This is a genomic window from Pseudobutyrivibrio sp. C4 (genome assembly GCF_900111635.1).
Classification (GTDB): domain Bacteria; phylum Bacillota; class Clostridia; order Lachnospirales; family Lachnospiraceae; genus Pseudobutyrivibrio; species Pseudobutyrivibrio ruminis.
The window spans coordinates 95177-118623 of record NZ_FOHF01000001.1 but is presented as its reverse complement, the minus strand read 5'-3'; the positions used below and the strand labels follow the sequence as shown (position 1 = coordinate 118623).

The window sequence follows — 23447 nt, the reverse complement described above, 5'->3', positions numbered from 1 at the left end:
TTCATTACTTATTAATTAATGCACTGGAAAAAAGAGCAGACTTTAATCTGCATATTATATATTATTAACTGTTAACTGCCACTCCACAGTGGTTACAAAACTTAGCGCCCTTTTCTAACTTGGAACCACAGTTAGGACAAGTGCCTGGCTTAATTAGTTTTGACACTTTGCTTGCCGTTTCAGAAACACCTTTTCCAACCTTATCAGATAAGTCTCTTACATTCTTAGTAAGTTCATTTTCCTCTACTACAGCTATTTCTTTTTCTGGAAGCTTCTCATTAACCAGCTGATCTTCTACATGATGCTCTAAAACTCCAAGCATATCTTTTTTGATAAGCTTATCTGATGAAAGGAAATCATGAGCAGCACCTAGTTTATCATTAAGCAACACTTGATTTACCTGGTTATAATTCTCATCTTTCTTCTCAACAAGCTTAGCTTTTAACATGTCATAAAGAATACCAACTAAAAGAACAGTATTCTTATATGCCAATTTGTCAGTGTCAGAGAATTTGCGATAATCCACTGTCCCTTCGACTTCTACTGTATATTGTAATCTAGCAAAGTGCTTGTCATATATTGTTTTAACTACAGCAAGAGCATTCTTATAGTTTTCTGCAGCTCTATATAACTCCTGAAGATATAAACATACCTCATCAACCTCTGTTGTTTCTTTTTCAATATTTTCTTTGGCTTCTTCCATCTTCTGCTTCAAAGTATTACCAGAAATATTGAAAATAACACCACCTATCATTAGTCCAACGCCTAGAGTAGCTGCCCCAAGTACAGTCGTGCCTAAAGCTATTCCGCCGCCTCCCGCAGCCAGCGAACCTCCGCCTAATGCTGCCAATGTTGCATTTGTCGCTGCAGCACCTGACAATGATGCTATAGCTGTTCCTGTAGAAGCTGTTCCAACAGCAGCAACAGCAGCTGTTGTAGCACCAGCTGCGGCAAAACCACCAAAAGTTCCTAATGCAGCTCCACCGATCCCGCTTGCTAAGGCTATAGCCCCTACTGCAGCTTTTTGGATTTCATCAGCACTATATTCTGGAAGTTTAAAATCCTTGTCTTTGATTTCACCGAACTTTGGTCTGTTCTCAATCTTTTCAATGACATCAGAAAAATCTTGAAATTCTGACATGATCATAATTTCAAATTCACCAAGTTCGTCCATTGCTTTTGTTGCAACTTCAAATGTCTTCTCATAAAACTGAGTGTTAACAGCATGCTGAGCCTCAATCATCTTTTTATCCTTATTGGACTCATACATTTTTTGCGCACCCTTAACTCCATTAGCTGCTCCTGCTGTACCAGCAGCGGCAGCTCCCATTAACATTATCACTGGTAATGGCATTTCAAATATCCTCCCTACTCAAATACTAATCTACTATTTGGATCAGCCCAATGTTCCTCAATTGTTCTATTTCCCCAAGGAATTGGCTTTCCCGTTTTTTCATAATATTTCATAAGATAATCATTAAGTGCCTCAGGCGAATCAATGACCGAAATATCTTCAGCCATAGCACTATAGGCATCAATTTCTATCTTTAGTTTGTCATAATCATAACTTCCTAGTTCTGCCGCAATTCTCTCAAATTGCTCTGCAGATTCTTTTAACTGCCTGATCTCATAGGTAAGTGTAGGCACTTCATTGAACCTAGCAATAAGTTCTTGAATCATTGGATTGCGATCCAACGAAACAATGCAAGCACAGCAAATTGTTGAGCTAATCAAAGCTGGTAATAAAGTAACTATTTTATCCCCATACTTCTCTCTTAACTTATCCAAGGAATCACCCATTGATGTCATGAATTTCTCACTAACTAGCAAACTACTTCCCGCCATAAAATAACGTGATGCAGATGCTAATCTTTCACCAAATGGTAGGTATTCTGGATTACAAATAAGTACTTCTGCACCCTTAACTAGAGAAGCATAAGTTGTCTTAACCAAAGTATTTTCATCAAAGGCCATATCATTAATGACATCCTGCATTCCAGCAAAAACATTCATAAATAAATGCTCGCCTTCAGCTTCATTTAAGTATGACGAAGAGAAATACTCATCAATAGTTTTATAGAAAGAATCCATCATAATTTTCAATGCTCTTTCTATTAATTCGTTTCTATCAAAACTATCATTTTCAAGAAGCTCTAGTATTCCTTGTTTAACTTTAGCCCAGACATCAGCCATCATTAATCCAAGCATCTGTGAGGTGTCTGTTTTTGTTTCATCTATGAAATTAGTAGTATCTGTATTGTGAATATAGTCTAAGAAATTTATATAGTTCTCAACCCCTCGTGCAGATTCCGGATCCGAACCATAATTATAGAATTCTAAACATTTAAGATTTCCAAAAACTGTATCCCAGGTTACATCCTCAAATGGATAAAGCAGCTCATCGTCAATACGCCCCTCATTCATAAGCTGATTTGCCATTTCTGTAAGCTTAAACCCGCCTACCAGTTTTCTAGAAATATATTGATCTGTGATAAAAAGCATGTTTCCTAAAATACTCATATTAGGATTAATCATAAACCTATTATTTTCGTATTCAGCGGAACCTCTTCCTTCAATAACCAATTTTATTTAACCCCCTTTAGCTTATGTGTAAACTATTTTTAACACGCAAATTAATTCTATCATAAATCCTTGATTAATGGCTTTATCTTAATAATTAAATTGACTTTTATGCTACCGCAAATACTGAAAAATCGAACATATCACCAAGTGCGCATCCTAATTCTTTTGGTTGCATAATATCATTTATCTTTCTAAGAGTAGTCTCAAATAAATCGCTATCTTTAAAAATATGAAGAAGCTCTGCAGTATTTCTAGCATCATCAAGCGCATCATGCTGTCTTCCGCTAAAATCAACCCCTGCCATATCAAGAGCCATTTTTAAAGAAATTTGTCTTTCAAAGCCTAAGTTAGTATCAAATTCCTGCTGAAAATCAGACCATGGATTTTCAAGTAAATCCTTTTCATCATCAGAAATCTCATATCCCTTTAAAATGATTTCTTTTGAAATCTGGTTAAAATCGCTATCGCTCCATGCGTAAATTGTCACCTCATCACCAGTTCCAAGACACCAATTCATAAACATTTTTAAAGCTTCGTTAAATACAGGTGCATTTTCTACCATCTCTGTGGTTATACCTGTGAGCTTTGTTATCTTATTCATAATGCGAACATTATGCTCTGGTTTTACATAAGTACGAAATGAAGATATTTCCGTGAGATTATCATCAAGCATTACTGCGCCAATTTCTATTGTCTCTGACGAGCAAATATAACGTGCCTCAGAATTCTGTGCTACATTATTCATCTCTAAATCTACAACTACGTGCTTCATAATAATCTCCTCCTGTGAAATATCGTTCATTAACAATCTTGTTTGGTATTGTTCCTAAAAGGTCTACCCTTTTGTGATTACTTTTTCTGATTCTATAATAAAAAAAGAGATGTACTTTAAAAAGCACACCTCACAAACGTTATTCTTCTCCTTATAAACAAAAAGGGCTCTGATTTCTCAGAGTCCTCTACTTTCAAATACCATATGCCTTACCCATTACAGAATCTTTTAATAAGCAGTATTTGTCATATACCAAGAGTCATTTTCACTGTCATTTCTATATGTATTTAATATTTCCGAAAATTCTTTTTCCGTCATACATACACAAGAAAGATATGTAAATCCCCTCATGAATCTTAAGATTCGTTTACATGATAATCCACATACATTAAAGACATCTATTCTATTTTTTATTTTTTTTGTAATAGCTATATTATTTTCATATTGTGCCATTCTAATAAATAAAAGCTCATATTTACTTACATACAACCAAAATACCATCATTGGAATAATTGCAATCAAAAACACAAATGGAATTAAAAAACTAATTAATGTATCCAGGTAATTTAGTCGTCCAACTTCATCTATGGCCACATTAATAGTTCCACATATAATCCACCACCCCACAATACTCAATAAATTATTCCAAAACTTTACTTGTTGAGGAGCCCTTTTTTTCGTGTAGGCAGGCATTATTGTTAGTATTGTAATTACAGGAACAATAAGTATCTCTATGATTATGTTAAAAGTAAATATGCTCCTAATAAATCCAATAATAATAACTGGTTTTATATTCTCCTTCAATGTCTTAACTATATAGTCATCATCAGCGTCCTTATCTGCAGAATTTAAACACGCAATAACCCCCGAGGTAATTGACCATATAATAATATCTTTCAAATATGTTGACTTCCAAAAAGGAAACCTGGAAATAAAAAATGTAATAATCCCAATATAAAGAAAAAATGGTAGCCAAAGCAATATTATTTTTCTTCTGAAGATCATTTTTATAAAATGTATAAAACTATTTCTTATTTTTTTGTTTAGTAATATAAAAATTAATAACACTAGTAACCAAAGTCCAGTAGCTATTTCTTTAGTAGATAATATATTCATTCGTCACTCTCTTTAATACCACGCTTAATAGTGCCAGAACCTTACTTCTGACAACCTATTAATATACTCTGCCTACTCAGGCCACTCATCCCCTTCACATCTCGCAATAAAGTCATAATTCATACTTGAAAAATAGTCATATGGAAATGTCTCTCCCTCTTGAATCATGACCAAATCATCGCAATCCATCTTCTCGTTAATATAAGCAAGTGTGTCGTGGATTCCTCCAACTCGTGCATCCAGGACCATCTTTACAACTACATTCTTTTGCTCTTCTGATAGCACTGTTAGTAATTCATTTATTTTCTTATTTTCATCAGTATTGGGATATCCTTTTTCCAAAATCCACTTTCTTAAAACACCATCTTTTCTTTCGACTAAACCGTCAATAAATGCTTTATACAAATCTAATCCTTTTGCCATATTGTTAATCCTCACGCTTTACTACTGAGCAGCATACTTCCACTCCATAAATCCACAATTCTGCGCCGATTTATATACCGGAAGTATCAATTTTTCAAGTTCCTCTTTAAATTGACCATACTTAATTTCTGTATCGTATATACGATATCTAACATTCTCATCATTAAAATGTTTGTTTGCACATTTTTCAAATTCCTTGCGTACTCTATCGTATTTACGCATCACGATATATGACTTATATTCCATTTGAACTAGCGCATCAAAATACGTATCCCAATCTGGTAGATTATTACTTTTAGTACTATTAATACTCCTAGTAGTAGGATGCAAATTCCACATTTCATCATGCGCCACATATGACCAAGGCACAAAGTGATCTATGGATATGTCGTTTGGAGTCAGTATAGTCTTCCCGTATATCTCCTCCACTGGTTCTGGAGAAACTGTCAAAATCAGCTTCCAGTATTTCTTCACGTCATCCAATTTACGTTCCTGTGGTGGGTACAGCTTGTCAGCAATACCTGGCACATTTGGATTTCTTCTTTGTAAATAAAGAATCATGTTGTACTCAAGCCAGCCTCGAATAATCTCCTGATTCTTCACAAAGTAATTTACCCATTCATCCTTCACAATGATTTTGGATGACAGGCCATTTAACCCTAGGAAATAATAGATGATGCCGCTGTGATTATTAATATTTTCAATAAGTGTATCTTTTGGAACATCCCAAGCTTTCCCCTTTATTCCAGGAACAAAAGGCGCTTGTAAACGATAAGGAACATTTAATATCAATGTTCGCTTCTTTGAATTTATTTCTTTATCCTGCGTCTCAGATAAATATGCGATAAGCTCAGGCTTTTTGATATTTGATGTAAAGCTTGGATTCTTATCTTTTATGAGATTGACCAGACTTTCCAACGTGTCCTTGGGTCCAAGGTTCAGATGATACTCTGTAACCATATACCAAGCACTAGCAATCATGTCATCCACCAATTCTTCAAAAGCTATTTCTGTATGGCCAGCAACCACTTTTTCAAGAATAGCCTTAAACCAAAAGAACTTATAACACTCGCTAGTGTTATCAAAAAGTCGGCTCAGATATTCGATATGAAGTTCATCAGAATATGGCAGATTCATCAGCGGTTCCCCTCCCAATAAATACGTTCTTTAAAAGCTCCGCGCTTATCAGACTTCTCCTTGCGTACTTGCTCAAGCTCCTCCAAAGAGTGTCCTCTAGCTTCACATATTGCATAAAGCACTTCCAGCACATCAGCCATTTCCTCTATGGATTTGTCAGCCTGATATTCTGCCACTTCTTCATTTAGTTTTTTGTCCAATTCCTGCAAGTAATCCTCTTCTGACAAAGTCCTAATTATTGGACTCTTTCCATCAGCCTGGATTATCTGTGGAATCTTATCCCTTACTAACTTTCCCACTATTATTCTCCCTGGGTAATATAACCCGCAAACTAAAATAATTATATCATATAATTTTTCTTTTAGGGCAAAGAAAAGGACTCTGGGCGTCACCAGAGTCGCTAGTCTATATAATCTTATATTCTTTTTTATCAATTCCTTTAATAAAAGTTTTCTTTAACTCATTTGGCTTATAAAAGTATAGTCCATGTGATCAGTTAACATCTGATTAATAGCCTTACCAAGTTTTCCAGATAATTGAACTTTGTTTGTTGCTTCTTTTCTTTTAATTGCAACAGTACAAAAATTAATAGGGCACTTAATAACAAAATTGAACATTTTATATATTAAGCTTCTTCTTTCATCAATAGAATATTCTGTAAATCCATTCTCTCTTCTAATCACTGGTCCAGTATGGATATACTCAATATTCCATCCTGAATCTTTCATGCTCTGCTCTAATTTTTTTGTATCTTCAGTTATATCCTTTGATTGATCATGAAAAACAAATGTAACAAGATAATAATCTCTTACATCTCTTGTTTCACCAAAATCTCCTGATTCATCAATAAAACACTTAATTCTTTCATAAATCTTTCTCCAAAAAAAATGGCGGGAAATTCTTCCCGCCTACTGTGATCCAAAGAGCTTTCGCCCAGATCACAATTATATTACCATACGGTAAATAATATTCAAGTAGCATGAAATATGTTAATAGCGGGGAGACTCCCACCTAATAGGTTGGACCTGGGGCTTTCGACGTCAATCGATTGTTCATCCTCATCTATTTGCTCATAATATTCATTTAGAGCTTCAAAAGCGACATCAATCACTTTATCATTACATTCTTTCCCCATGGCGCAACTTCATCACCTGTTAAAAGCCAAAGTACTGGTATACCTCTAGCTATTGACTCCTTTGGATATAAACCTTCGCCATCAGTAATTATTACTATGCTATTAGGTATAGATTCATATCTGTTTTCAAAAATATAATTAAAGATACACTCGTAATTAGTTCCCCCTCCTCCATAAGGTTTTAGTTTTGTAATATCATCAACAACACTAAGCTTTTTAGATCGATAAACTGTCGTATCGAAAAATGCCACTTCACCTTCTAAAATACCATCAAATTGCTCTACGGCCTGACATATTTCGTCATAAGCCATTCCCACTATTTCATCCGAAATCGAACCAGATGTATCAACCATAAAAAGTATATTTCTAACAGCCTCTCGATTAACATTATAATCAGGTAAGAAAAAATCATTTTGTACCCTTCGATCTGGTGGAGTAAATGAATAATCAAAAACCTCTTCTTGAATAAAAGCATCAAGCAAACTCTTCCAATCAAGATTCTCAGCTCGCATTCTAGTCCATTTTCTATCCATAGAATCGTCCTCAATCATAAGCTGCATTTCTTTTAAACTTTGACGTAAATTGTTAATTGCTGCTGTCGCTTTTGAACTATTGCGTCTTCTATCAGATGTCTTTTGTTCCTCTACTTTAACCGCTACTTTTACGTCAGCGCCTTTCTTCTTTTTGGAGAATTCCTCTTTAGTAAAATTAAAATCACCACCAAATGTTGGACCATCATATCTTAAATCATCGGGATCCTTATCTAATGGACTTAATATTAAAGTACAGTTAGTTATATCAATAGGTTTTTTGTCCCAATATGTATCAGAATCAATCATGAATTGCCGCCTTTTACCAGGAGACATTGTTGACGGGTCAAATGGGACGCATTTAATAGCTTCTATAGAAGAAATATCATACCCTTTTACCGTAGGAATAAACGTTTCATACCGTATTTTGCCAATGTTTGAAAGTTTCTCATAATTCCACCCCATCTGATTTAAGTGCCCATTAGCAACTATATCCGCAGCCAAATGATATCTATCGCCCAAGTAATAATCCGGTCTGAATATATGCCCTAATTGAATGTGCATCAGTTGATGGCACATAATAAAATCTAATTCTTTAGGCCCTAGTTTTTCTAACCAATCAGGGTTAAAGATAATACAATCACCATTTGTCGAAATACGCCAAATATCCTTTGTCGCATAATAAGACATGCTATACATTCCAATAGCAAAATCATCATACATATGATTCAATCTATATCTACATTCTTGTAATTGACGCTTTAATCTACGAACTCTACGTTCTAGCATTTTAATCCATCCCTCACTGCAGTTTGAAAGACACTATTATCTTTTACAATTTCTCTTAATTCGGGAATTCTATAGTAATCCTGTAGTAATCTTCCTCTAAATGACCAAGGCATTTTACATGAATAATCGATTGAATTATCCACCAAATCCTTTTCTGGACATTTTCTTGCATAATCAACCATCATTGACTTCAATGCAATTTGTAATTCTTTTTCTTTTGGCAAATCCCCAGTTCCTTCTCGAAAGATTTGTTCAATCAATGGAATTCCTGTAAATATCTCAGTCCACGTTCTAAAATTATTAGCAGAGTTTTCACCTATACATCCTACAATCATAGGAAATACTTGATTTACGTCTTCGCAAACATATCTCAAAATATTACTAACCATTTCCCACGATCTTGGCGTTGCAAAAGCAATCTCATCATTTTCAAATCCAGATAAGGCTGTACTGTTATATTCAATATATCCTGCAACATATGGATGAATTGCATTCTTAACAGCCCAATCATGCCACGCATTGATATCTTCTTTTATTTCCAAATGGCACAATCTATTGGCTAGTGCCTTAGGCATATTATAGGCAACTGATCTGTCTGTAACTCTATTTCCAGCTGCTATAACAATACAATTTTCTGGGAGTTTATGTTCACCAATAGTTCTATCAAGAGTAATTTGATAAGCCGCAGCTTGAACTGACGTAGGCGCAGCAGTTATTTCATCTAAAAATAAGATATTCACTACCTCATCGGAAGTATCCATTTGAAATATCTGTGGCTTTAACCATACCGCCAATGTTTTATCTTCATTAGCCGTTGGAATTCCTCTTAAATCAACAGGATTAAATAACAACAATCTTACATCTGTTATCCTTACTTCCTTTTCAGTCTTTCGTTCTATCTCTCTAGCAATTTCTCTTACACCTTGGGATTTACCAACTCCAGGTGGTCCCCAAAGCATCACTGATGGAAATTCTTTAAATGGAATTCTCCCCAAAATTAATGATGTGTATACATTTGAAAGCATCTTGACCATTTCATTTACATTTATTGTTCTTAATCCATTGTTCAAATCGTTTCCTCCTAATCTCACTCTTATGAATTTGATTTGATAATTTATATATGATAAGCATAATTTCTAAGCTGTACTATAAAACTCTCTAAATAAAAAAGTTGGCCGCGCCACGTTGGTCTCTGTCACCAATAGGTAATGGACCTGGCAGCATCGCCAACTCTTTTGGTTATTTCTAAGCCACAATAGCTTGATATCTTTCTGAATTTACAATTTCAAGCATATAATCATATGGATCAACACTATCACACATAACCTGCTCGAATAGTCTAGCATTACATCCACTAACAAGTGTTACTCCTTGTTCATTCATTGTGACTGGTAACTGTTGTTTTCTACTTGCGACATTCCAAAATATAATTTTTGGAAGCTCATAACCAGCATTTTTATATTTCAATTTTGCACTTTCAAATATAGGTAAATCCGCATTTTCTACACCTTCATTAAACTCCATATCTGAAACTATAAAGATTCTACTTGGCAATTCCTCGGCAGGCACTCTGTTTTTTACAGCCGTATCTAATATCAAATCAAAAACTGCTTCCATATTAGTATCTGCAACTTCATTATAAGTTGCTATAAATTGAAGTTTTTCTTGTAATGTACTTCCCTTAATTTCTATCAATTTTGGTGTCGTTGAAAACAAAATAAAATAATTTCTAAACTCGCCTTTTGTACGTTCAGCAAAATATAATCCTAATGAAGTAGCTACTGTCATAGGAAGTGGATTTCCTGGTGTATTCCATAACATAGAACCTGATGTATCAATAACAACAAGAGCGTTTGTATCATCAGTATAATCAGGCAAGGCATTCCAGGTTGTATTTAAAGAGAATGCTTCCTCTTCTGACACAGGTTGGAACCATCTATCATAGCCATAGAAAGGTGATACCACTTCATAAGGCATCAACGTACTAGTATTCATTTTCTTTTCTCCAGAATTAACCTTACTTAAATAATCACCATATCTTTCACTATCATGAGAGAAGAAGGCATTACGATATTTAAGTGCAGCTTTACTTGGTACCTTTTCATAATCAAATGAATAGTCCTCTTCACGCAAGAAGTTCTCAACAATTTCAATTCGCTTTCTAAGCATAGAAAGACTCTTACGATAATCCTTTTCATGCATGCCAAATTTCTTAGCAAGTCTCCTTCCTAAGCGAACTTTTTCATGATTACTTGTATTAATTGATGGCAACCACTTTGCACAAAGGGATATTGGCTCATCATTATGAGCTTTTTCCAAATCAGATAACAATTGATTTTTCAAGTATTTAACTGCTGCTGCCTCACATGGTGTATCCATCATTTCAAGAAGATCATCAAATCTTCCGTAGTTTGCAATCCATTCAATATTCTTTTTTACTGACTCTGGGTGATTCACACAAAGATATTTTAAAATTACTCTGAAGAATTTTCTTTCACCAAGACCGCCTCTAATATCACGAGCATAGAATAAAATCTTCATTGCAATATCAGGATTTTCAGCATAGGCCCTTATAAATTTATCAATGATTTCTTGCTCCTTCGCGCCTCTTAATGCTCCACAGGTTGCAAATAGATCAAGACAATTACTCATTGATGATGAATATGTCGCTGCGCCATTCTCAGTAAAAGTTTTGTTGGATTCTTTTTTTAATTCCTTTAACATAATCTGTTCCTCCTTTTTTAGCTAGATAATCTAGACGCCTCTCAGCCACGATTATTTCGTAGCTTCCCAGTGCTTCTCTTCGAAGTTTGGTAGGAGATAACTAATTGCTGTTCGCGTCTTATCTGCTCCAAGATGCAGCCTGGGTATAAGCCAGGTGATTCTCAAAGGAATCCAATTGTATATCCAATCTTTTGTTAAATTGCTGTTAGCATCTTTCTGAGTTTCAGATTAAATTATCTAGATACATTGATAATCGCTACCGGGCGCTAATCCGGCTACCTTCCTGGCACGAAACCAGGTGCTCAGCTAATCGAGCGAAACGTAAATCGTCTTTTGTTTGCTGTATGTATCTACGTTAAATCAAGTTTCCCTTGATTCATTTACATAATACTTCCTACATATAGAAAAAAGGTCGCCTCAAAGGCGACCTTAACAAATTAATTTGAAAGCGGATCCAATCCATAATCAAATAATACAATATCAATTTTTAAAACATTGTAATCCTCATGCTCAATGAAATACTTTACAACCTGATCAGTTTGAGAAATTGGAGAAAAAGCATATCCAGCGAACTGTAGTAATTCCTCTGCCTCATTAATGTTTAGTTTCAATCCAACAGCTAACGCTAATACTTTTTCTTTAGAAGGCTTGACTTGATCATTCAATAGTTTAGAAAAGTATTGCTTTCTAATATTAGCCGCAGCATAAACCTCGGAATTCTTTAAGCCTTTCTTTGCTATCAGTTCACGCAAACGACTGGCAAAAGTTTCTTTGTAGATATCCTGAATAACATTATCAAGAGAATTATTTAAATCAACTTTTATTGACTTTCGTGCATTTGGGGTATCAGCCTCTCTTTCCAAGCCATACTCATCTTCATTTCTAGCCTCAACGTAGTCGTTATCTATAAAGCTTTGTACTGCCTCTCCTAGCTCTCCAGAAATCTTTAGCGTATCTTCTTCAAAGACAACTAAGATGATTTCCATCTCGTGTTCTTCAAGAAATCTAGTAAAGGCATCTACTGCAATTTCCATTCCTAACTTTCGAGGAAATCCATAATTGCCAGTAGACAATAAAGGAAAAGCAATTGACTCACACCCATACTTATATGCAAGTAGTAAAGTATTATCATAGCAATTCTTTAATAGCTCAATCTCGCTTTCAGGACCACCATTCCACCATGTTCCTACAGCATGGATAATATACTTAGCATCTAAATTAAATGCTGGAGAGATTACAGCATCTCCTCTTTCAATTTCCCCAATCTTTTCTCTGGCCGCAAATAACTCATCTCTACCTGCCGCATTATATATGGCAGTATCCACTCCTGAACCAATTCTGACATGAGGACTAGCTGTATTAACTATTGCATCTGCTTTAACTTTTGTAATATCGTTTCTGATTATTCTAAATGACATCGTACTTTCCCCTTATTGCTCTAATTCTAATTATATATTATAAAGATATCAAACAATGTGGCTTTTTATTGTACTCAATCCAATATTATATAAAAAAAGCATCAATCTCCATCTCCTCACAGCGACTGATGCTTTTTCGACCAAATAATTTAATAAAATCAATTTATATTATTTATTAATTCAGCAATTCTATCTTTTTTCTCGTTTTGCCTCAACATCATATTCGCATACAACCACATTTGATAAATATCATCATATATCTCTTCCAGTTCAAGATTTGTGAGCAAAGCAATATAAGCATTATCATCATTGTTATGTCTTATGAACTTGTTAATAAGTTGAAACAAATCTGATGTGAAATTACTATTAATGCTTTTTAATTCATTTCTCTTATTCTCAATTTCATGAGCCATTGCTCTCAAAATTCCCAATTTGCTTTCCAAATCTCCTTTAAGTCTATAATGGTTGTATTGCAGAACCGAGTAAGCTAACGATTCATCTACCATTTCAGCAACAGCCAGTGCACAAGAATCTTTTTCGACATAAATATAAATACTCTCTTTAGATACCTTAGTATAACCAAAATCTTCCATACAACTGTCTACATGCTCTATAACCTTATGCAATTCTTCATCATCGATATCACTTTCTTGTGAATTAATTAAAGCAAACACGAAGTTAACCACATACTCAGAAAATGAAACAAGATAATCAATACTAAAATCATTGGGTTGTTCATCAAAACAAAATCCGAATTCCTCATCAAAATCATCCAATGTTAAGCATCTTTTTATTAGTTTTTTGTCGAAAGAAAAAAAATAATCATTTATAGCACCGTATAATGTAACCTCATCAATTCCATCATAAAAATAAGTATTATAAAACAAATCGTATATACGAGAATACTCCTTGCTCAAGTCTATATTAGCTTTTTGTAAAATATCATAAATATTTCGTCTCATTACTTACTATTCTCCCATAACATTATTTGTAATATTAATTATTATATCATGTTTTCAGTTATACTAAGTCATAATAAATAATAGAATTAATTATCTACAAACCTTCCCATAACAAATTACATGGGCAGCCCATTGTTTCCCTATACAAACCAAAAGACCGCCCGTCGGCGGTCTTTTAAGTAACAGCATATATCTCAGTAATCTATCTTTAAAATCATCTCCTGCGCAATTTCCCTAGCTTTCTTTGGAAGCATTCGTTTCTTATATGCCAGATATTCTTCCACATCAGTGGTTTCAATCTTGCCCTCTCTCAGTGCTGCTCGTAGTGACATATATACTTCAAAGTATTCATTTGCAGATTCTTGATCATCTTTAACTGGTACCATAGCATCCATAGCTCACCCCTCCATGGATTTATGATAGCACCAGCCTGTGATTAAACCGTTAAATGCATCCCTAACTCACCGCACAGTGCTTCATACCTTTTCTGCTCCTTCTCCTTAACAGGTTTGGAAGAATCCTTAAAACAATGGTCTATAACATCTGCATCCTTCAAAAGTTCATCCATAGGTGAATCTATCACAAGCTTGTCATCATGATGATATATTGCAAAGCAGATAATATCCGTCTCCTCTGCTGATGTTATAGCAAGTTCTTCCAGTATCTTTCTAGCTAACTCAGCACCTAAATGAGCATGGTCATCATAAGAGCCACTCTTATAAGCATGCATATCATGAAGCATAGCTGCCATAGCTGCAAGCTCCTCATCCAGACCTCGTTTTTTAGCAAGAATAGTTGCAGCAAGAGATACTCCATATAAGTGTGCAGTAGCACTTGTTCTCTTATCATCTGCTAATAGGCTTAATTCATTATCTACGAATTCACGAAGCGTCTTTAATCTACTCATTTGCTACCCTCCAAATTTAAAAACTTCATCAGTTCCCTGTTATCCCTCAGATGTCCCCTTCATGTATTAATTCCTTCAAACATTACATTTGATATAATTTTTAATTATTTTCTGCATAAAAACATTTCCTTTGCTACTTCCCTTGCTTTCCTAGGAAGCATTCGTTCTTTACAAATATTTACCAATTCTCTTTCCCAGCCTCAAGCTGTGCCATGATAAAAGTCTCTAAATCATCTGCCTCAGGATAAACTTCACAGTTATCAGAACCCCAGTTAACAATCTTGCCTGTTTCATTGTCTAAGCAAAATCCCAATTCTCCATCACCATCCAGAAATAGGTACTTATCTTCCAAACCCATCTCCCTAAATCGTAATGTATTCTCTACGACACGAGAGTTCCCGCTTTTTCCACAAGCTGCAATCTCTACACCGTATCCCATCAGCATACCGTATTTACGGATAAACTCCTTAAATTCTTCTCTAAAACTCAGCCCTAGCGAGTTTTCTAATTCTGCAGTCTTATCATCACCCCAACCACCTGTAACAAGCATTTCATCTGAGTTTTCATCAATAAACTCATCTAGTTTTTCAAACATAATTATCCTCTCCTTAAAATTACCATTCTTCTATATAACAATATAACAGATTGCTTATTGAAATAAAAAAGGACTCTGATTACTCAGAGTCCTCTGCTACATCAAGCACTTTTCTTGTTTTTATCTCAACACCATTTTCAACCCTTGTTGTCTCCAAATACCTGATGCCATTAATCACTACAACTTCAACAGTAGTTTCATCCTCCGAATTAGATGAGCCAGAAGCTCCGCCTTCCTCTACCATCATTCCATCTGCCCCATAATTTGAACTAGGAATAGCAGCCTCAGCATTGTTTACATTAGGGATGTAGGAATCTTTATCAGATACACTTGTGTCCGTATTAAGATTTTGGGTTAAATCTGATTGTGTTGGAAGTTGAATCATTCCAAGCGATGAAATTCTGTCTAGATACGTTTGAAGATTAATTGCCATAGTATTGCCTTTCTGGATTTACCTCAAGCCTTCCATGGCAACTCAACTGTTGAATCCTTCTACAATCGAAATAGTTGCTAAAGTTCTTAATCCTCCTGAAGAACTCCTAGTATTATCTTTCATGATTCCATCTTCATCTTCATAAAAATACTCTTTTGACATGGCGCCACCTCACACATTCTCCGCGCTTCTTTATATAAAACTACAAATTTCTTATTGCCTCTATTGTTTCTATAGCTTTTCTTCTAAACTCCTTATCCGATATCCGTTCATTACGGCCCCAAATGCCAATAAGCCTTAACGTATTATCCATTATTTCTAGTTTTTCACAGATTGCTGGGATTCCTTTTAAATCCGGTTTTATATTTTTTCCTTTTGCCTCGGCAACAATTCTCTTTACCTCTGGCATAGTTGTTTCCGGAGTTAATCCATACTGCATAATAGTATCCATAGGATTATCATGATTAAAATCAGGAATCTTAGTTATCTCATTCAGTTTTTCAATACCGAAAGGTATGTATTCTTCTGGAATATAATACTCGCCGATTTCAGACATCTTGCCATAAAACCTAAAAACTTTATTTGAATTTTTAACCTGAGTCTCTCCTACCCCTAATCGTTCAGCGCAATATTTATAAAAACTTGTATATCCAGCATCCTTATACAATCCTCTATCATTTATTTCAGCTATATACGGTATTATCAGCATTGGTCTCTCAGCTGCGCTTGCTTGTATTGTATTAACTTTGTTTTCAATATCAAGACGCTCATTTAATAACCCCATTTTGTATACCTCCTCTAAATACCAGTAGTAATAAGCTAATTATACCCTATTCAATCAAGTAATAAGTGTCATTATTATGAATATGTATTAATCCAAAAGACATTTTTTTCTAGTATACGGACCCTTATAGTTCTATAATAAAAAAGACAGTTAACTATTACTTGGAGGGTTATTAAATGCAAGCAAATCTTTACTATCAGTGCAATGTCTGCAATTCCATATGTGATTTAAAATATCAATATGGTTTTTCAAAAAAACACCCTATACGATATAAATGCAAATGTGGTGTTACTATTTCTGGTGAATACTCAGAAGAGAATGGGATAAAATTTGAAAACGCGACAAAAACCGATAATACAAACGCACAATTCGTTGTAAACGTTTCTGGAGAATTCTTAACGCCATCTTCATATGAAATTTCTTCTATGGAAGACTCTTTTAAGCCAACCACCTTTATTACTGCAATCGCTCAGATGGATTACGAAAAATATACTAAGGCTTTTCATACAATCTTAGCTAACAGAGATATAAAATATCCAAGAATTCGTATAATCAACGAATTACATGAAGCAAATAACGAATCATTGTTAAAAGAAAAAATTAAGGAATACTTTGATCCCCAAGGAATAAAATTTCCACTTAACAACAAAGCTGATATTCTTCGAGCCATAACGATGATTAATCAATTCCAATTTCTTGGCTGCAGTAATATCACACAAAAAACAACTGATTTATTTGTGCAAGCAAATAGAGAGCACCCAGATGAAGTTAATAAATATATTAGATTCCTCTCTTCGTTAAATCGAATCAAAGAATGGAAGCATCGAATCAATACCGTTTGTGGTCAGTTTTATCAAAAGGTAGATCTATTAATGCCAGCTATTAGTATTGATTACTATTATGATAAATCTATTCTTGATAGTAATGACTATGCCATTACAACTACTTCTTTTGAAGACATTAAACAATTATATGTTGACTTTTACGAACTAATAGCAAGCTTACTTGTAGTACCTCTAGGTTTAGACAATATTCTTATTCGAGGTGATTATACCAAGATTAATAATACTGTAGAAGATTTGCAATCAGTCAAGACACTTAAAGACGTCTCAGAAATGAGGAAAAAAGGCAATATCATAAGACTCATAAATACTAATGAACCTTTACAATCTTTATTATGCACATGCCTGGATGCAGAGGTTAGAAATAGTATTGGTCACTTTAGCTATCATTCAGAAGAAATATCAGGTTCACATAATCAAGCAATACGATTTATTAATGAATATTCTTCTGATGAAGATATTGAGTTATCACTCATTAAAATCTGTTATAACATTTGGTGTATGTATAACTGCTTAGCACTTTTCAATGAATTAATTCATCACATTGAATTACTATTACTAACAATCAATGAAGGTATTGCTCCATCATTCATTGGAAACCCGGCTCTTACAAAAAAAATGATGGGTATAACAAAAACCAAAATATATCCTAATGATCCTTGCCCATGCGGTAGCGGATTAAAATACAAAAAATGTTGTAAAAATCGCATTTAATAGCAATAGCCCATTAGTTCTGTGCCACTGGGCTATCTTACTTATTCCTATTTACTTTTTTAGGAAATAATAATAGACCAGAGAATCTGGGCGTCCCCAGAGTCGCTGGTCTATGTTCGCAATATTATTTAGCTTATTTTTTCATCTTCTCTAAGTTTTTCTTTAATTTGGTCTATAAAAGGTCTCATCCTTCTATATGCTTTTTTACTCAAATCAAGCTCATAAGTTATATCTTTTCTTTTTTCCGCCAAAAGATGAATACAATTCCTGTAACTATAGATATTTTTTATTTCAGTAGGTAAATTTACTATTTCCCCATCTTTACCTATAAATGAATGAATTAAACCTAATTCTTCTGCTGTATTGCATTTATCAGCAAATCTTACCTTGGGACTATCTTTTTTAGATCTAGCATAAAATGCTGGAATAATCTGTTTCCCATCATGGTCAAGTTCATTCTTTAATTTGTCTAATTTAATTTGTGGCAATGAATATGGTTTCAACACCATTTCATGCGTCAACTTGTCATATTCCTCTGTATCTCGATAATAGGTCTCTATAACATTTTCTATCACAGCTTCATAGATAGATGCATATGCAAGAATTTGATTACGGACTTCAAAAACTAGATTCTCTTCCTCTGCTGTGATTCCTTCATATAATTTATATGCAAATCTAATTGCTTTAAATTCCTGAATAATTCTCTCACGTAAATCTTCATCTAAAATAAAATCAAATTGTTCTTCATACCAATCATCTTCAGGTAAATGATTTTCACAGTAATCTAGTATTTCCTCTTTTGTCTCTGTTGTAAATGGCATTTAGCCACCCTCCTTATTTTCTTTTCTATCAAAGGCAATTTACACCTCCTCTAATTATTTATTATATCGCATTTACGTAAAAGAGGTGTAACAATTTATATTTTTACAACATCCAAAACTTCGCCTTTCTAAAACTTCATTCCCTGCTTCAGATACTTCTCAATATCCAACTTATTCCTATCATCATACTCCCCAGCCTCCTGGTAAAGCGGATGCTGGGTGACACCATATTTGTCCGACAAAAAAGGACTTACATCTAGTACAACAAACTTATGACGTAATCTATCTTATATGTCTTATAACTCATCACCCAATACTGGCATAATAATAGGCCAAAGAATCTGGGCTTCCCAAAGTCTATGGCCTATGTAAAATTTTGCTAGTCATTCCATTTAATAGTCCTAATAAATGATTGTAGTTCATAAAACTCGTCTTCATCTATTTCGACAGGTGCAACAGAATATGGTAGCTTTTTTCCTTTTATAAGATTGTACTCTTTTTTTAACTCATTGCCTTTATAATATTTCCAAACCAAGCCATTGGTATATATAAAATGTTCTACATTCTTTGATTCACCAAGAAATTTTTCTGTTTCTCTTAAAGATATTTCAGTAGACTTCACCTCTACAAAACCATAACATTTTCCTTTATCAGTATCTTTAAACACGAAATCATTTGATAATACAGCTATATCAGGAACCCCACCGTCAGTTATTAATCGTTCATCTTGATTTTTCCAAATTCTGTTGATATCAACTAACGATAACTTGGTATCATCAATGCATTCATCCAACAGCCTATAAACAAGTATCTCTACACCTGCCTCGATAGGACATTTTGTAATTATGTCATTTATCTTGCGTTGATAAAATTCTTTTTCCATTTCCCCTCCTATATATCTATTATCTCAAAAATCATTTTACCGATACGTACGAATAAATAGTAACTACAGTTTCTGGCTCAAACCAATCCTCACCATCAAATTTTTCATTATCTCCGATAATGACTTTAGCTACTGTATCTTCTTTAACAAGCAATCCAAACTTCGGAATAGCCATTTCCTTTACTTCGATAGTCGTAAAACCTGCCCCTTCCAACATAGTTGTTACTATATCAGTTGCCTTACCTTGGAAATATTTATAACCTTCCAAAGGTTGTATTTCTCCTGGATGTTCAGCAGCGATCTCTTCTGCCGATTTTGATTCATAATAATCTATAATAATATTAGAATCTTTTTTATAAAAATCTTTTTTCAGGTTATTATTTCCATTAATGGAAAATGAAAGTATTTCCCCTTCCTTAGCTTTCTTTTCATAATCTGTAATTCGCACTTGCTCAACATTAACAAAACCTTTACTAAGAAGCATAGTTGAAATATCTGAGATATCTTTCCCTATATACTTATCTGGAGTAATTTCTACTGGTAGACTTAGATTTCTATTATCATCATTACTATTGAGATAAGTTTGGATATTCTCAAATCTTTCTGTTTTCTCCCATTCACGAGCTTCATATGCTCTAACTGCATTTAATGGATGATCATTGTTTTGGAAAAGAATAAACTCAAGTGTTTTGTTAAATGTAGATTCATCTACCATTGCCTTATATTCTTCAGCTTGTTTCATAAAGCTTTCAACACTTGCCTCTGCTTTAATATCTTTATCGAAACCAGCAAAACGCATGCACATTTCCATCACTTTATCAGCAGAACCATCATAAATCATCGCAGCTCTATCAGCTGAAAACTCACTACATCTCATCCAATATGCAAATGCAAGCTGTATAGGATATAAAGCTATATTGCCTAACCCTGTAGTAAAATAAGATGCTCCATTTAATAACAATGTACCCATTGTTCTATATAACGTATGATGACATGCTATATGTCCACATTCATGTGCAATTACAGTTGGAATCAATTCTTCAGGAACAGTTTCAAATAAGCCTGAAGTTAACACTATAAATGGTTTAGTATCACCATAGGTATATGCATTTGGATAAACATCCAATTCCACATAAATTTCTGGAACTTCTATACCAAGTTTTTCGCATATCGGTGGCAACATATGATAGTACTTTGCCATTTGAGTCTCACTTAATCTTAAATTAGTAGACATATTAACAAGTTTAAACTGTTGTTCGTTCCAAATCATCATAAAGGCTTTCATAACCTGATGAAACCCTGGGATAGCTTTAAGCGCTTTCATAGCTGCCTTATCTGACTCATGTAAATATAAATTTGAATCTAATTCCATTATTTGTTCTCCTCTACAGCCTTCATAAGTTTCTCTGGATTATTTTTTAATTTCCACAATTCCTTATTATTAGAAATCTTGCTTCCTACATTATTATGAATCATAAATCTTCTAATTTCTTGTTCGCTATACCCTTGCAGTTTAAGATAATGACAAAGTGACGCTTTTACAGATTCGCTTTTTTCAATCAAGAGACGATCTTCGGCTTCTGCAAAAGGAATCCCCCAATATTTATTCATCACCCTTATAATTTCATCATCTTTTACATTAGCATCATGAAGGGCTGAAATCGTATTTGAAACACCTATTTCTATAGCTTCAAAATATGCCTCATCTACTCTTTCGAAATGCGCCTCGGCAATTCCTTCTCTTAGTGCTCCTAAACCATTTCTTAAACCACCTTTCAAAAAAGCACTCAACTCTTCTCTATTCATTTTTTAATTAACCCCTTCTTTTTTAATATTATTATAATCCATTCATCCAAAGAAGGGATTAATTAATTAATTACATTTTTATCACATCAAATATTTCTCCACTTTTAACCTTTAATCCCCCCCTAAGAAACTTCTCACTATCCAAGTTATTCCTAAAATCATATTCTTCAGTCTCTTGATAAAGTGGATGCTCGGTAACATCATATTTGTCCGACAAAAATGGTCTTACACCACAAATTTGCAAGATGCATATATCACCATCAAGTACAGCAAATACATCTAGGTACTAATGCTTAACCGTTTATATATTTTTCTTTTAGAGCAAAGAAAAAGACTGTCATCCCGACAGTCTTTCAACAAAACCATAAATATCAATCATTAATACTTAAAATCATCTCCTGCGCAATTTCCCTAGCCTTCTTTGGAAGCATTCGTTCTTTATATGCCAAATATTCTTCCACATCAGTGGTTTCAATCTTGCCCTCTCTCAGCGCAGCTCGCAGTGACATATATAATTCGAAATATTCATTTGCAGCTTCTTGATCATCTTTTACCTGTACCATAGCATCCATAGCTCACCCCTCCATGGATGTATGATAGCACCAGCCTGTGATTAAAACGTTAAATTGTATTTCTTCCATTCAAAATCATATTTCTTAATTATCTTTCAAATAGCTCTAGCAATCTCATCTTGCCCTCGGCTCCCTTTGAATAAGGATGCTCTCGCAGTGATAAGTTGCCTTTTGTTTTTCCGTATAAAACGGTGGATGAATGAGTGAACTCTCTAAATCCAGCATGGCCGTGGTACGCTCCCATTCCCGAATGGCCCACGCCATTAAATGGTACACCCTTTACCATCAAGTGAACACACACTTCGTTTAGACATCCACCGCCATATTGCATGGTCGCAAACATGCGCTTAGCCCATCTTTTATTTCGTGTGAAAATGTATAGTGAAAGTCCATGCTCTCTTCTTGAGATTTCTTCAATCAACTCATCAATCTTGTCATCCTCGTATGGGACGATTGGAAGCAGTGGATTGAATAATTCGTGATTAACAATCTTTTCGTTGGTGGTCACTGGGTAGATGATGGTTGGCTCAAATTTTTGGGTCTCGCGATTACCCTTTCCACCAAAAAGAATTCTATCTTCATATTCTTTTGCCTCTGCTTCGCATTTATCATAAGCTCCTGCTGTAATCAGCTTTGGATACTCTGGATTTGTTAAAGGGTCATTCCCCAAGCTTTTATTAAAGGCTGCTCTCAGCTCTTTTATAAAATCATCAGCAATTTCTTTTGCAACGGCAACCTGATTGATGTTGATGCAAATTTGGCCGCTGTTAAGAGCTTTGAAGAATGCAATCTTTCACCGCTACCTTTGGAGAACCAGTGTAAAAGATTTTATCAAAGCGCTCTTCCAAGCAGAAGTCAGCTACATCATGGCCGCCGTCAATAACTGTAATGTAGTTAGATGGGAAGGTTTCGTCCACCATCTTTTTAAGCAAGGCTGTGCAATGGACACTCTTTGAGCTGGCCTTGATGACAGCAGTATTTCCGCCTGCTATAGCTGGGATTAAAACGCCCAGCGATAGTAAGAATGGAAAATTGAAAGGGCTGATGATTAACGTATTTCCGTAAGGCATTTTATAAACATTTGTGATAATACTTGGGAAACATGCCAATCCACTAAAATGAGTTTCAGGCCTTGCCCATTTCTTTAAGCCTGCAATAGTTTCATTTATCTCTAAAATGATACTGCCGATATTGCAGAAATAAGCCTCCACATAGTGGCGCCCCAAATCCTTTTCAAGGGCCTCTTCCATTTCCTTTTCATGAGAAATAACCATCGCCTTTAGCTTTTTAAGAGCATCAATGCGATAGCTTAAATCTAAAGTTGTATTGGTTTTAAAGAAAGCACGTTGTGATTCAACAATTGCTTTGATTTCTTCTCTGGAATTCATAGGCCCTCCTCTACATAATTAACTATAGTGAGTATAACATAGACTGATATGATAAAATTTAATATTTGCCTTATTTGGACATTTTTAATATTATGAGTATATATCTAGTGGGG

26 protein-coding genes are annotated in these 23447 nt (G+C 34.5%); 1 reads left to right on the top strand and 25 read right to left on the bottom strand.

Features of this window, described 5'->3' with window-relative positions; genetic code table 11:
- Nucleotides 1–64: 64 nt before the first annotated feature.
- The 18 genes from BMY66_RS00530 to BMY66_RS00445 form a co-directional block, all read right to left on the bottom strand.
- The gene (locus tag BMY66_RS00530) at nucleotides 65–1354 is read right to left on the bottom strand and encodes a zinc ribbon domain-containing protein (protein WP_177175545.1); all 1290 of its coding nucleotides are present in this window, start codon (nucleotides 1352–1354) and stop codon (nucleotides 65–67) included.
- A 14-nt stretch (nucleotides 1355–1368) separates the two neighbouring features.
- Entirely contained in the window at nucleotides 1369–2583 is a 1215-nt protein-coding gene (locus BMY66_RS00525) for a hypothetical protein (RefSeq protein WP_090393794.1), read from the bottom strand.
- A 106-nt stretch (nucleotides 2584–2689) separates the two neighbouring features.
- A complete protein-coding gene (locus tag BMY66_RS00520; RefSeq protein ID WP_090393793.1) occupies nucleotides 2690–3355 on the bottom strand; it encodes a 3'-5' exonuclease in 666 nt (221 codons plus the stop codon).
- Between the two features lie 228 nt (nucleotides 3356–3583).
- Nucleotides 3584–4471 carry a hypothetical protein gene (locus tag BMY66_RS00515; protein ID WP_090393792.1) on the bottom strand — a complete coding sequence of 296 codons (888 nt, stop codon included), beginning with the start codon at nucleotides 4469–4471 and terminating at the stop codon, nucleotides 3584–3586.
- Nucleotides 4472–4543: 72 nt separating this feature from the next.
- Complete coding sequence (locus BMY66_RS00510) at nucleotides 4544–4894, bottom strand: DUF6547 family protein (protein ID WP_090393791.1); 351 nt, start codon at nucleotides 4892–4894, stop codon at nucleotides 4544–4546.
- Nucleotides 4895–4915: 21 nt separating this feature from the next.
- Nucleotides 4916–6031 carry an HNH endonuclease domain-containing protein gene (locus BMY66_RS00505; protein ID WP_090393790.1) on the bottom strand — a complete coding sequence of 372 codons (1116 nt, stop codon included), beginning with the start codon at nucleotides 6029–6031 and terminating at the stop codon, nucleotides 4916–4918.
- A complete protein-coding gene (locus BMY66_RS00500; RefSeq protein WP_330372028.1) occupies nucleotides 6031–6330 on the bottom strand; it encodes a nucleoside triphosphate pyrophosphohydrolase in 300 nt (99 codons plus the stop codon). The genes BMY66_RS00505 and BMY66_RS00500 overlap by 1 nt, the downstream gene beginning before the upstream one ends.
- Before the next feature lie 156 nt (nucleotides 6331–6486).
- Nucleotides 6487–6759, bottom strand: a complete 273-nt coding sequence (locus BMY66_RS00495) for a hypothetical protein (protein WP_090393789.1) — start codon at nucleotides 6757–6759, stop codon at nucleotides 6487–6489.
- Between the two features lie 379 nt (nucleotides 6760–7138).
- A complete protein-coding gene (locus tag BMY66_RS00490; RefSeq protein WP_090393788.1) occupies nucleotides 7139–8485 on the bottom strand; it encodes a DUF2201 family putative metallopeptidase in 1347 nt (448 codons plus the stop codon).
- The gene (locus tag BMY66_RS00485; protein WP_090393787.1) at nucleotides 8479–9555 is read right to left on the bottom strand and encodes an ATP-binding protein; all 1077 of its coding nucleotides are present in this window, start codon (nucleotides 9553–9555) and stop codon (nucleotides 8479–8481) included. Before BMY66_RS00485 ends, BMY66_RS00490 begins: the two co-directional genes overlap by 7 nt.
- Before the next feature lie 175 nt (nucleotides 9556–9730).
- Entirely contained in the window at nucleotides 9731–11209 is a 1479-nt protein-coding gene (locus BMY66_RS00480) for a DUF2828 family protein (RefSeq protein ID WP_090393786.1), read from the bottom strand.
- A 437-nt stretch (nucleotides 11210–11646) separates the two neighbouring features.
- Complete coding sequence (locus BMY66_RS00475) at nucleotides 11647–12627, bottom strand: macro domain-containing protein (protein WP_090393785.1); 981 nt, start codon at nucleotides 12625–12627, stop codon at nucleotides 11647–11649.
- A gap of 158 nt (nucleotides 12628–12785) precedes the next feature.
- Complete coding sequence (locus BMY66_RS00470; protein ID WP_090393784.1) at nucleotides 12786–13589, bottom strand: hypothetical protein; 804 nt, start codon at nucleotides 13587–13589, stop codon at nucleotides 12786–12788.
- A 194-nt stretch (nucleotides 13590–13783) separates the two neighbouring features.
- The gene (locus tag BMY66_RS00465) at nucleotides 13784–13984 is read right to left on the bottom strand and encodes a hypothetical protein (RefSeq protein WP_090393783.1); all 201 of its coding nucleotides are present in this window, start codon (nucleotides 13982–13984) and stop codon (nucleotides 13784–13786) included.
- A 41-nt stretch (nucleotides 13985–14025) separates the two neighbouring features.
- A complete protein-coding gene (locus tag BMY66_RS00460; RefSeq protein WP_090393782.1) occupies nucleotides 14026–14496 on the bottom strand; it encodes an HD domain-containing protein in 471 nt (156 codons plus the stop codon).
- Nucleotides 14497–14674: 178 nt separating this feature from the next.
- Nucleotides 14675–15091, bottom strand: coding sequence for an SMI1/KNR4 family protein (locus BMY66_RS00455; protein WP_090393781.1), 417 nt, complete (start codon nucleotides 15089–15091; stop codon nucleotides 14675–14677).
- A 79-nt stretch (nucleotides 15092–15170) separates the two neighbouring features.
- Nucleotides 15171–15524: a hypothetical protein gene (locus tag BMY66_RS00450; RefSeq protein WP_090393780.1), complete on the bottom strand. Its 354-nt coding sequence runs from the start codon at nucleotides 15522–15524 to the stop codon at nucleotides 15171–15173.
- A 202-nt stretch (nucleotides 15525–15726) separates the two neighbouring features.
- The gene (locus BMY66_RS00445) at nucleotides 15727–16308 is read right to left on the bottom strand and encodes a hypothetical protein (RefSeq protein WP_090393779.1); all 582 of its coding nucleotides are present in this window, start codon (nucleotides 16306–16308) and stop codon (nucleotides 15727–15729) included.
- A gap of 176 nt (nucleotides 16309–16484) precedes the next feature.
- Here BMY66_RS00445 and BMY66_RS13900 point away from each other — a divergent pair, with 176 nt between their 5' ends.
- Nucleotides 16485–17864 carry a YecA family protein gene (locus tag BMY66_RS13900; protein WP_090393778.1) on the top strand — a complete coding sequence of 460 codons (1380 nt, stop codon included), beginning with the start codon at nucleotides 16485–16487 and terminating at the stop codon, nucleotides 17862–17864.
- A gap of 128 nt (nucleotides 17865–17992) precedes the next feature.
- Here BMY66_RS13900 and BMY66_RS00435 read toward each other — a convergent pair whose 3' ends face one another.
- From BMY66_RS00435 to BMY66_RS13930, 7 genes are all read right to left on the bottom strand, one after another.
- Nucleotides 17993–18685, bottom strand: a complete 693-nt coding sequence (locus BMY66_RS00435; RefSeq protein WP_090393777.1) for a hypothetical protein — start codon at nucleotides 18683–18685, stop codon at nucleotides 17993–17995.
- A 379-nt stretch (nucleotides 18686–19064) separates the two neighbouring features.
- A complete protein-coding gene (locus tag BMY66_RS00430) occupies nucleotides 19065–19568 on the bottom strand; it encodes a hypothetical protein (RefSeq protein WP_090393776.1) in 504 nt (167 codons plus the stop codon).
- Between the two features lie 31 nt (nucleotides 19569–19599).
- Entirely contained in the window at nucleotides 19600–20940 is a 1341-nt protein-coding gene (locus BMY66_RS00425) for a M48 family metallopeptidase (protein ID WP_090393775.1), read from the bottom strand.
- Complete coding sequence (locus tag BMY66_RS00420) at nucleotides 20940–21374, bottom strand: hypothetical protein (protein WP_090393774.1); 435 nt, start codon at nucleotides 21372–21374, stop codon at nucleotides 20940–20942. Before BMY66_RS00420 ends, BMY66_RS00425 begins: the two co-directional genes overlap by 1 nt.
- 371 nt (nucleotides 21375–21745) lie before the next feature.
- Complete coding sequence (locus BMY66_RS00410) at nucleotides 21746–21946, bottom strand: hypothetical protein (protein ID WP_090393772.1); 201 nt, start codon at nucleotides 21944–21946, stop codon at nucleotides 21746–21748.
- A gap of 88 nt (nucleotides 21947–22034) precedes the next feature.
- Nucleotides 22035–22691 (bottom strand): aldehyde dehydrogenase family protein, encoded by a 657-nt coding sequence (locus BMY66_RS13935; RefSeq protein ID WP_330387043.1) that lies wholly within the window; start codon nucleotides 22689–22691, stop codon nucleotides 22035–22037.
- A gap of 22 nt (nucleotides 22692–22713) precedes the next feature.
- Nucleotides 22714–23334 carry an aldehyde dehydrogenase family protein gene (locus BMY66_RS13930; RefSeq protein ID WP_278335573.1) on the bottom strand — a complete coding sequence of 207 codons (621 nt, stop codon included), beginning with the start codon at nucleotides 23332–23334 and terminating at the stop codon, nucleotides 22714–22716.
- Between the last annotated feature and the right edge of the window lie 113 nt (nucleotides 23335–23447).

Bases quoted from the DNA above. Each gene is read 5' to 3' on its own strand.
- BMY66_RS00450 (WP_090393780.1), bottom strand. From the start codon at position 15,524: ATGGCAATTAATCTTCAAACGTATCTAGACAGAATTTCATCGCTTGGA.
- BMY66_RS00490 (WP_090393788.1), bottom strand. From the start codon at position 8,485: ATGCTAGAACGTAGAGTTCGTAGATTAAAGCGTCAATTACAAGAATGT.
- BMY66_RS13900 (WP_090393778.1), top strand. From the start codon at position 16,485: ATGCAAGCAAATCTTTACTATCAGTGCAATGTCTGCAATTCCATATGT.
- BMY66_RS00435 (WP_090393777.1), bottom strand. From the start codon at position 18,685: ATGCCATTTACAACAGAGACAAAAGAGGAAATACTAGATTACTGTGAA.
- BMY66_RS00420 (WP_090393774.1), bottom strand. From the start codon at position 21,374: ATGAATAGAGAAGAGTTGAGTGCTTTTTTGAAAGGTGGTTTAAGAAAT.
- BMY66_RS00425 (WP_090393775.1), bottom strand. From the start codon at position 20,940: ATGGAATTAGATTCAAATTTATATTTACATGAGTCAGATAAGGCAGCT.
- BMY66_RS00470 (WP_090393784.1), bottom strand. From the start codon at position 13,589: ATGAGACGAAATATTTATGATATTTTACAAAAAGCTAATATAGACTTG.
- BMY66_RS00520 (WP_090393793.1), bottom strand. From the start codon at position 3,355: ATGAAGCACGTAGTTGTAGATTTAGAGATGAATAATGTAGCACAGAAT.
- BMY66_RS00530 (WP_177175545.1), bottom strand. From the start codon at position 1,354: ATGCCATTACCAGTGATAATGTTAATGGGAGCTGCCGCTGCTGGTACA.
- BMY66_RS00465 (WP_090393783.1), bottom strand. From the start codon at position 13,984: ATGGATGCTATGGTACCAGTTAAAGATGATCAAGAATCTGCAAATGAA.
- BMY66_RS00475 (WP_090393785.1), bottom strand. From the start codon at position 12,627: ATGTCATTTAGAATAATCAGAAACGATATTACAAAAGTTAAAGCAGAT.
- BMY66_RS00515 (WP_090393792.1), bottom strand. From the start codon at position 4,471: ATGAATATATTATCTACTAAAGAAATAGCTACTGGACTTTGGTTACTA.
- BMY66_RS13930 (WP_278335573.1), bottom strand. From the start codon at position 23,334: ATGAATTCCAGAGAAGAAATCAAAGCAATTGTTGAATCACAACGTGCT.
- BMY66_RS00445 (WP_090393779.1), bottom strand. From the start codon at position 16,308: ATGGGGTTATTAAATGAGCGTCTTGATATTGAAAACAAAGTTAATACA.
- BMY66_RS00480 (WP_090393786.1), bottom strand. From the start codon at position 11,209: ATGTTAAAGGAATTAAAAAAAGAATCCAACAAAACTTTTACTGAGAAT.
- BMY66_RS00430 (WP_090393776.1), bottom strand. From the start codon at position 19,568: ATGGAAAAAGAATTTTATCAACGCAAGATAAATGACATAATTACAAAA.
- BMY66_RS00410 (WP_090393772.1), bottom strand. From the start codon at position 21,946: ATGGATGCTATGGTACAGGTAAAAGATGATCAAGAAGCTGCAAATGAA.
- BMY66_RS00505 (WP_090393790.1), bottom strand. From the start codon at position 6,031: ATGAATCTGCCATATTCTGATGAACTTCATATCGAATATCTGAGCCGA.
- BMY66_RS00495 (WP_090393789.1), bottom strand. From the start codon at position 6,759: ATGAAAGATTCAGGATGGAATATTGAGTATATCCATACTGGACCAGTG.
- BMY66_RS00460 (WP_090393782.1), bottom strand. From the start codon at position 14,496: ATGAGTAGATTAAAGACGCTTCGTGAATTCGTAGATAATGAATTAAGC.
- BMY66_RS00455 (WP_090393781.1), bottom strand. From the start codon at position 15,091: ATGTTTGAAAAACTAGATGAGTTTATTGATGAAAACTCAGATGAAATG.
- BMY66_RS00510 (WP_090393791.1), bottom strand. From the start codon at position 4,894: ATGGCAAAAGGATTAGATTTGTATAAAGCATTTATTGACGGTTTAGTC.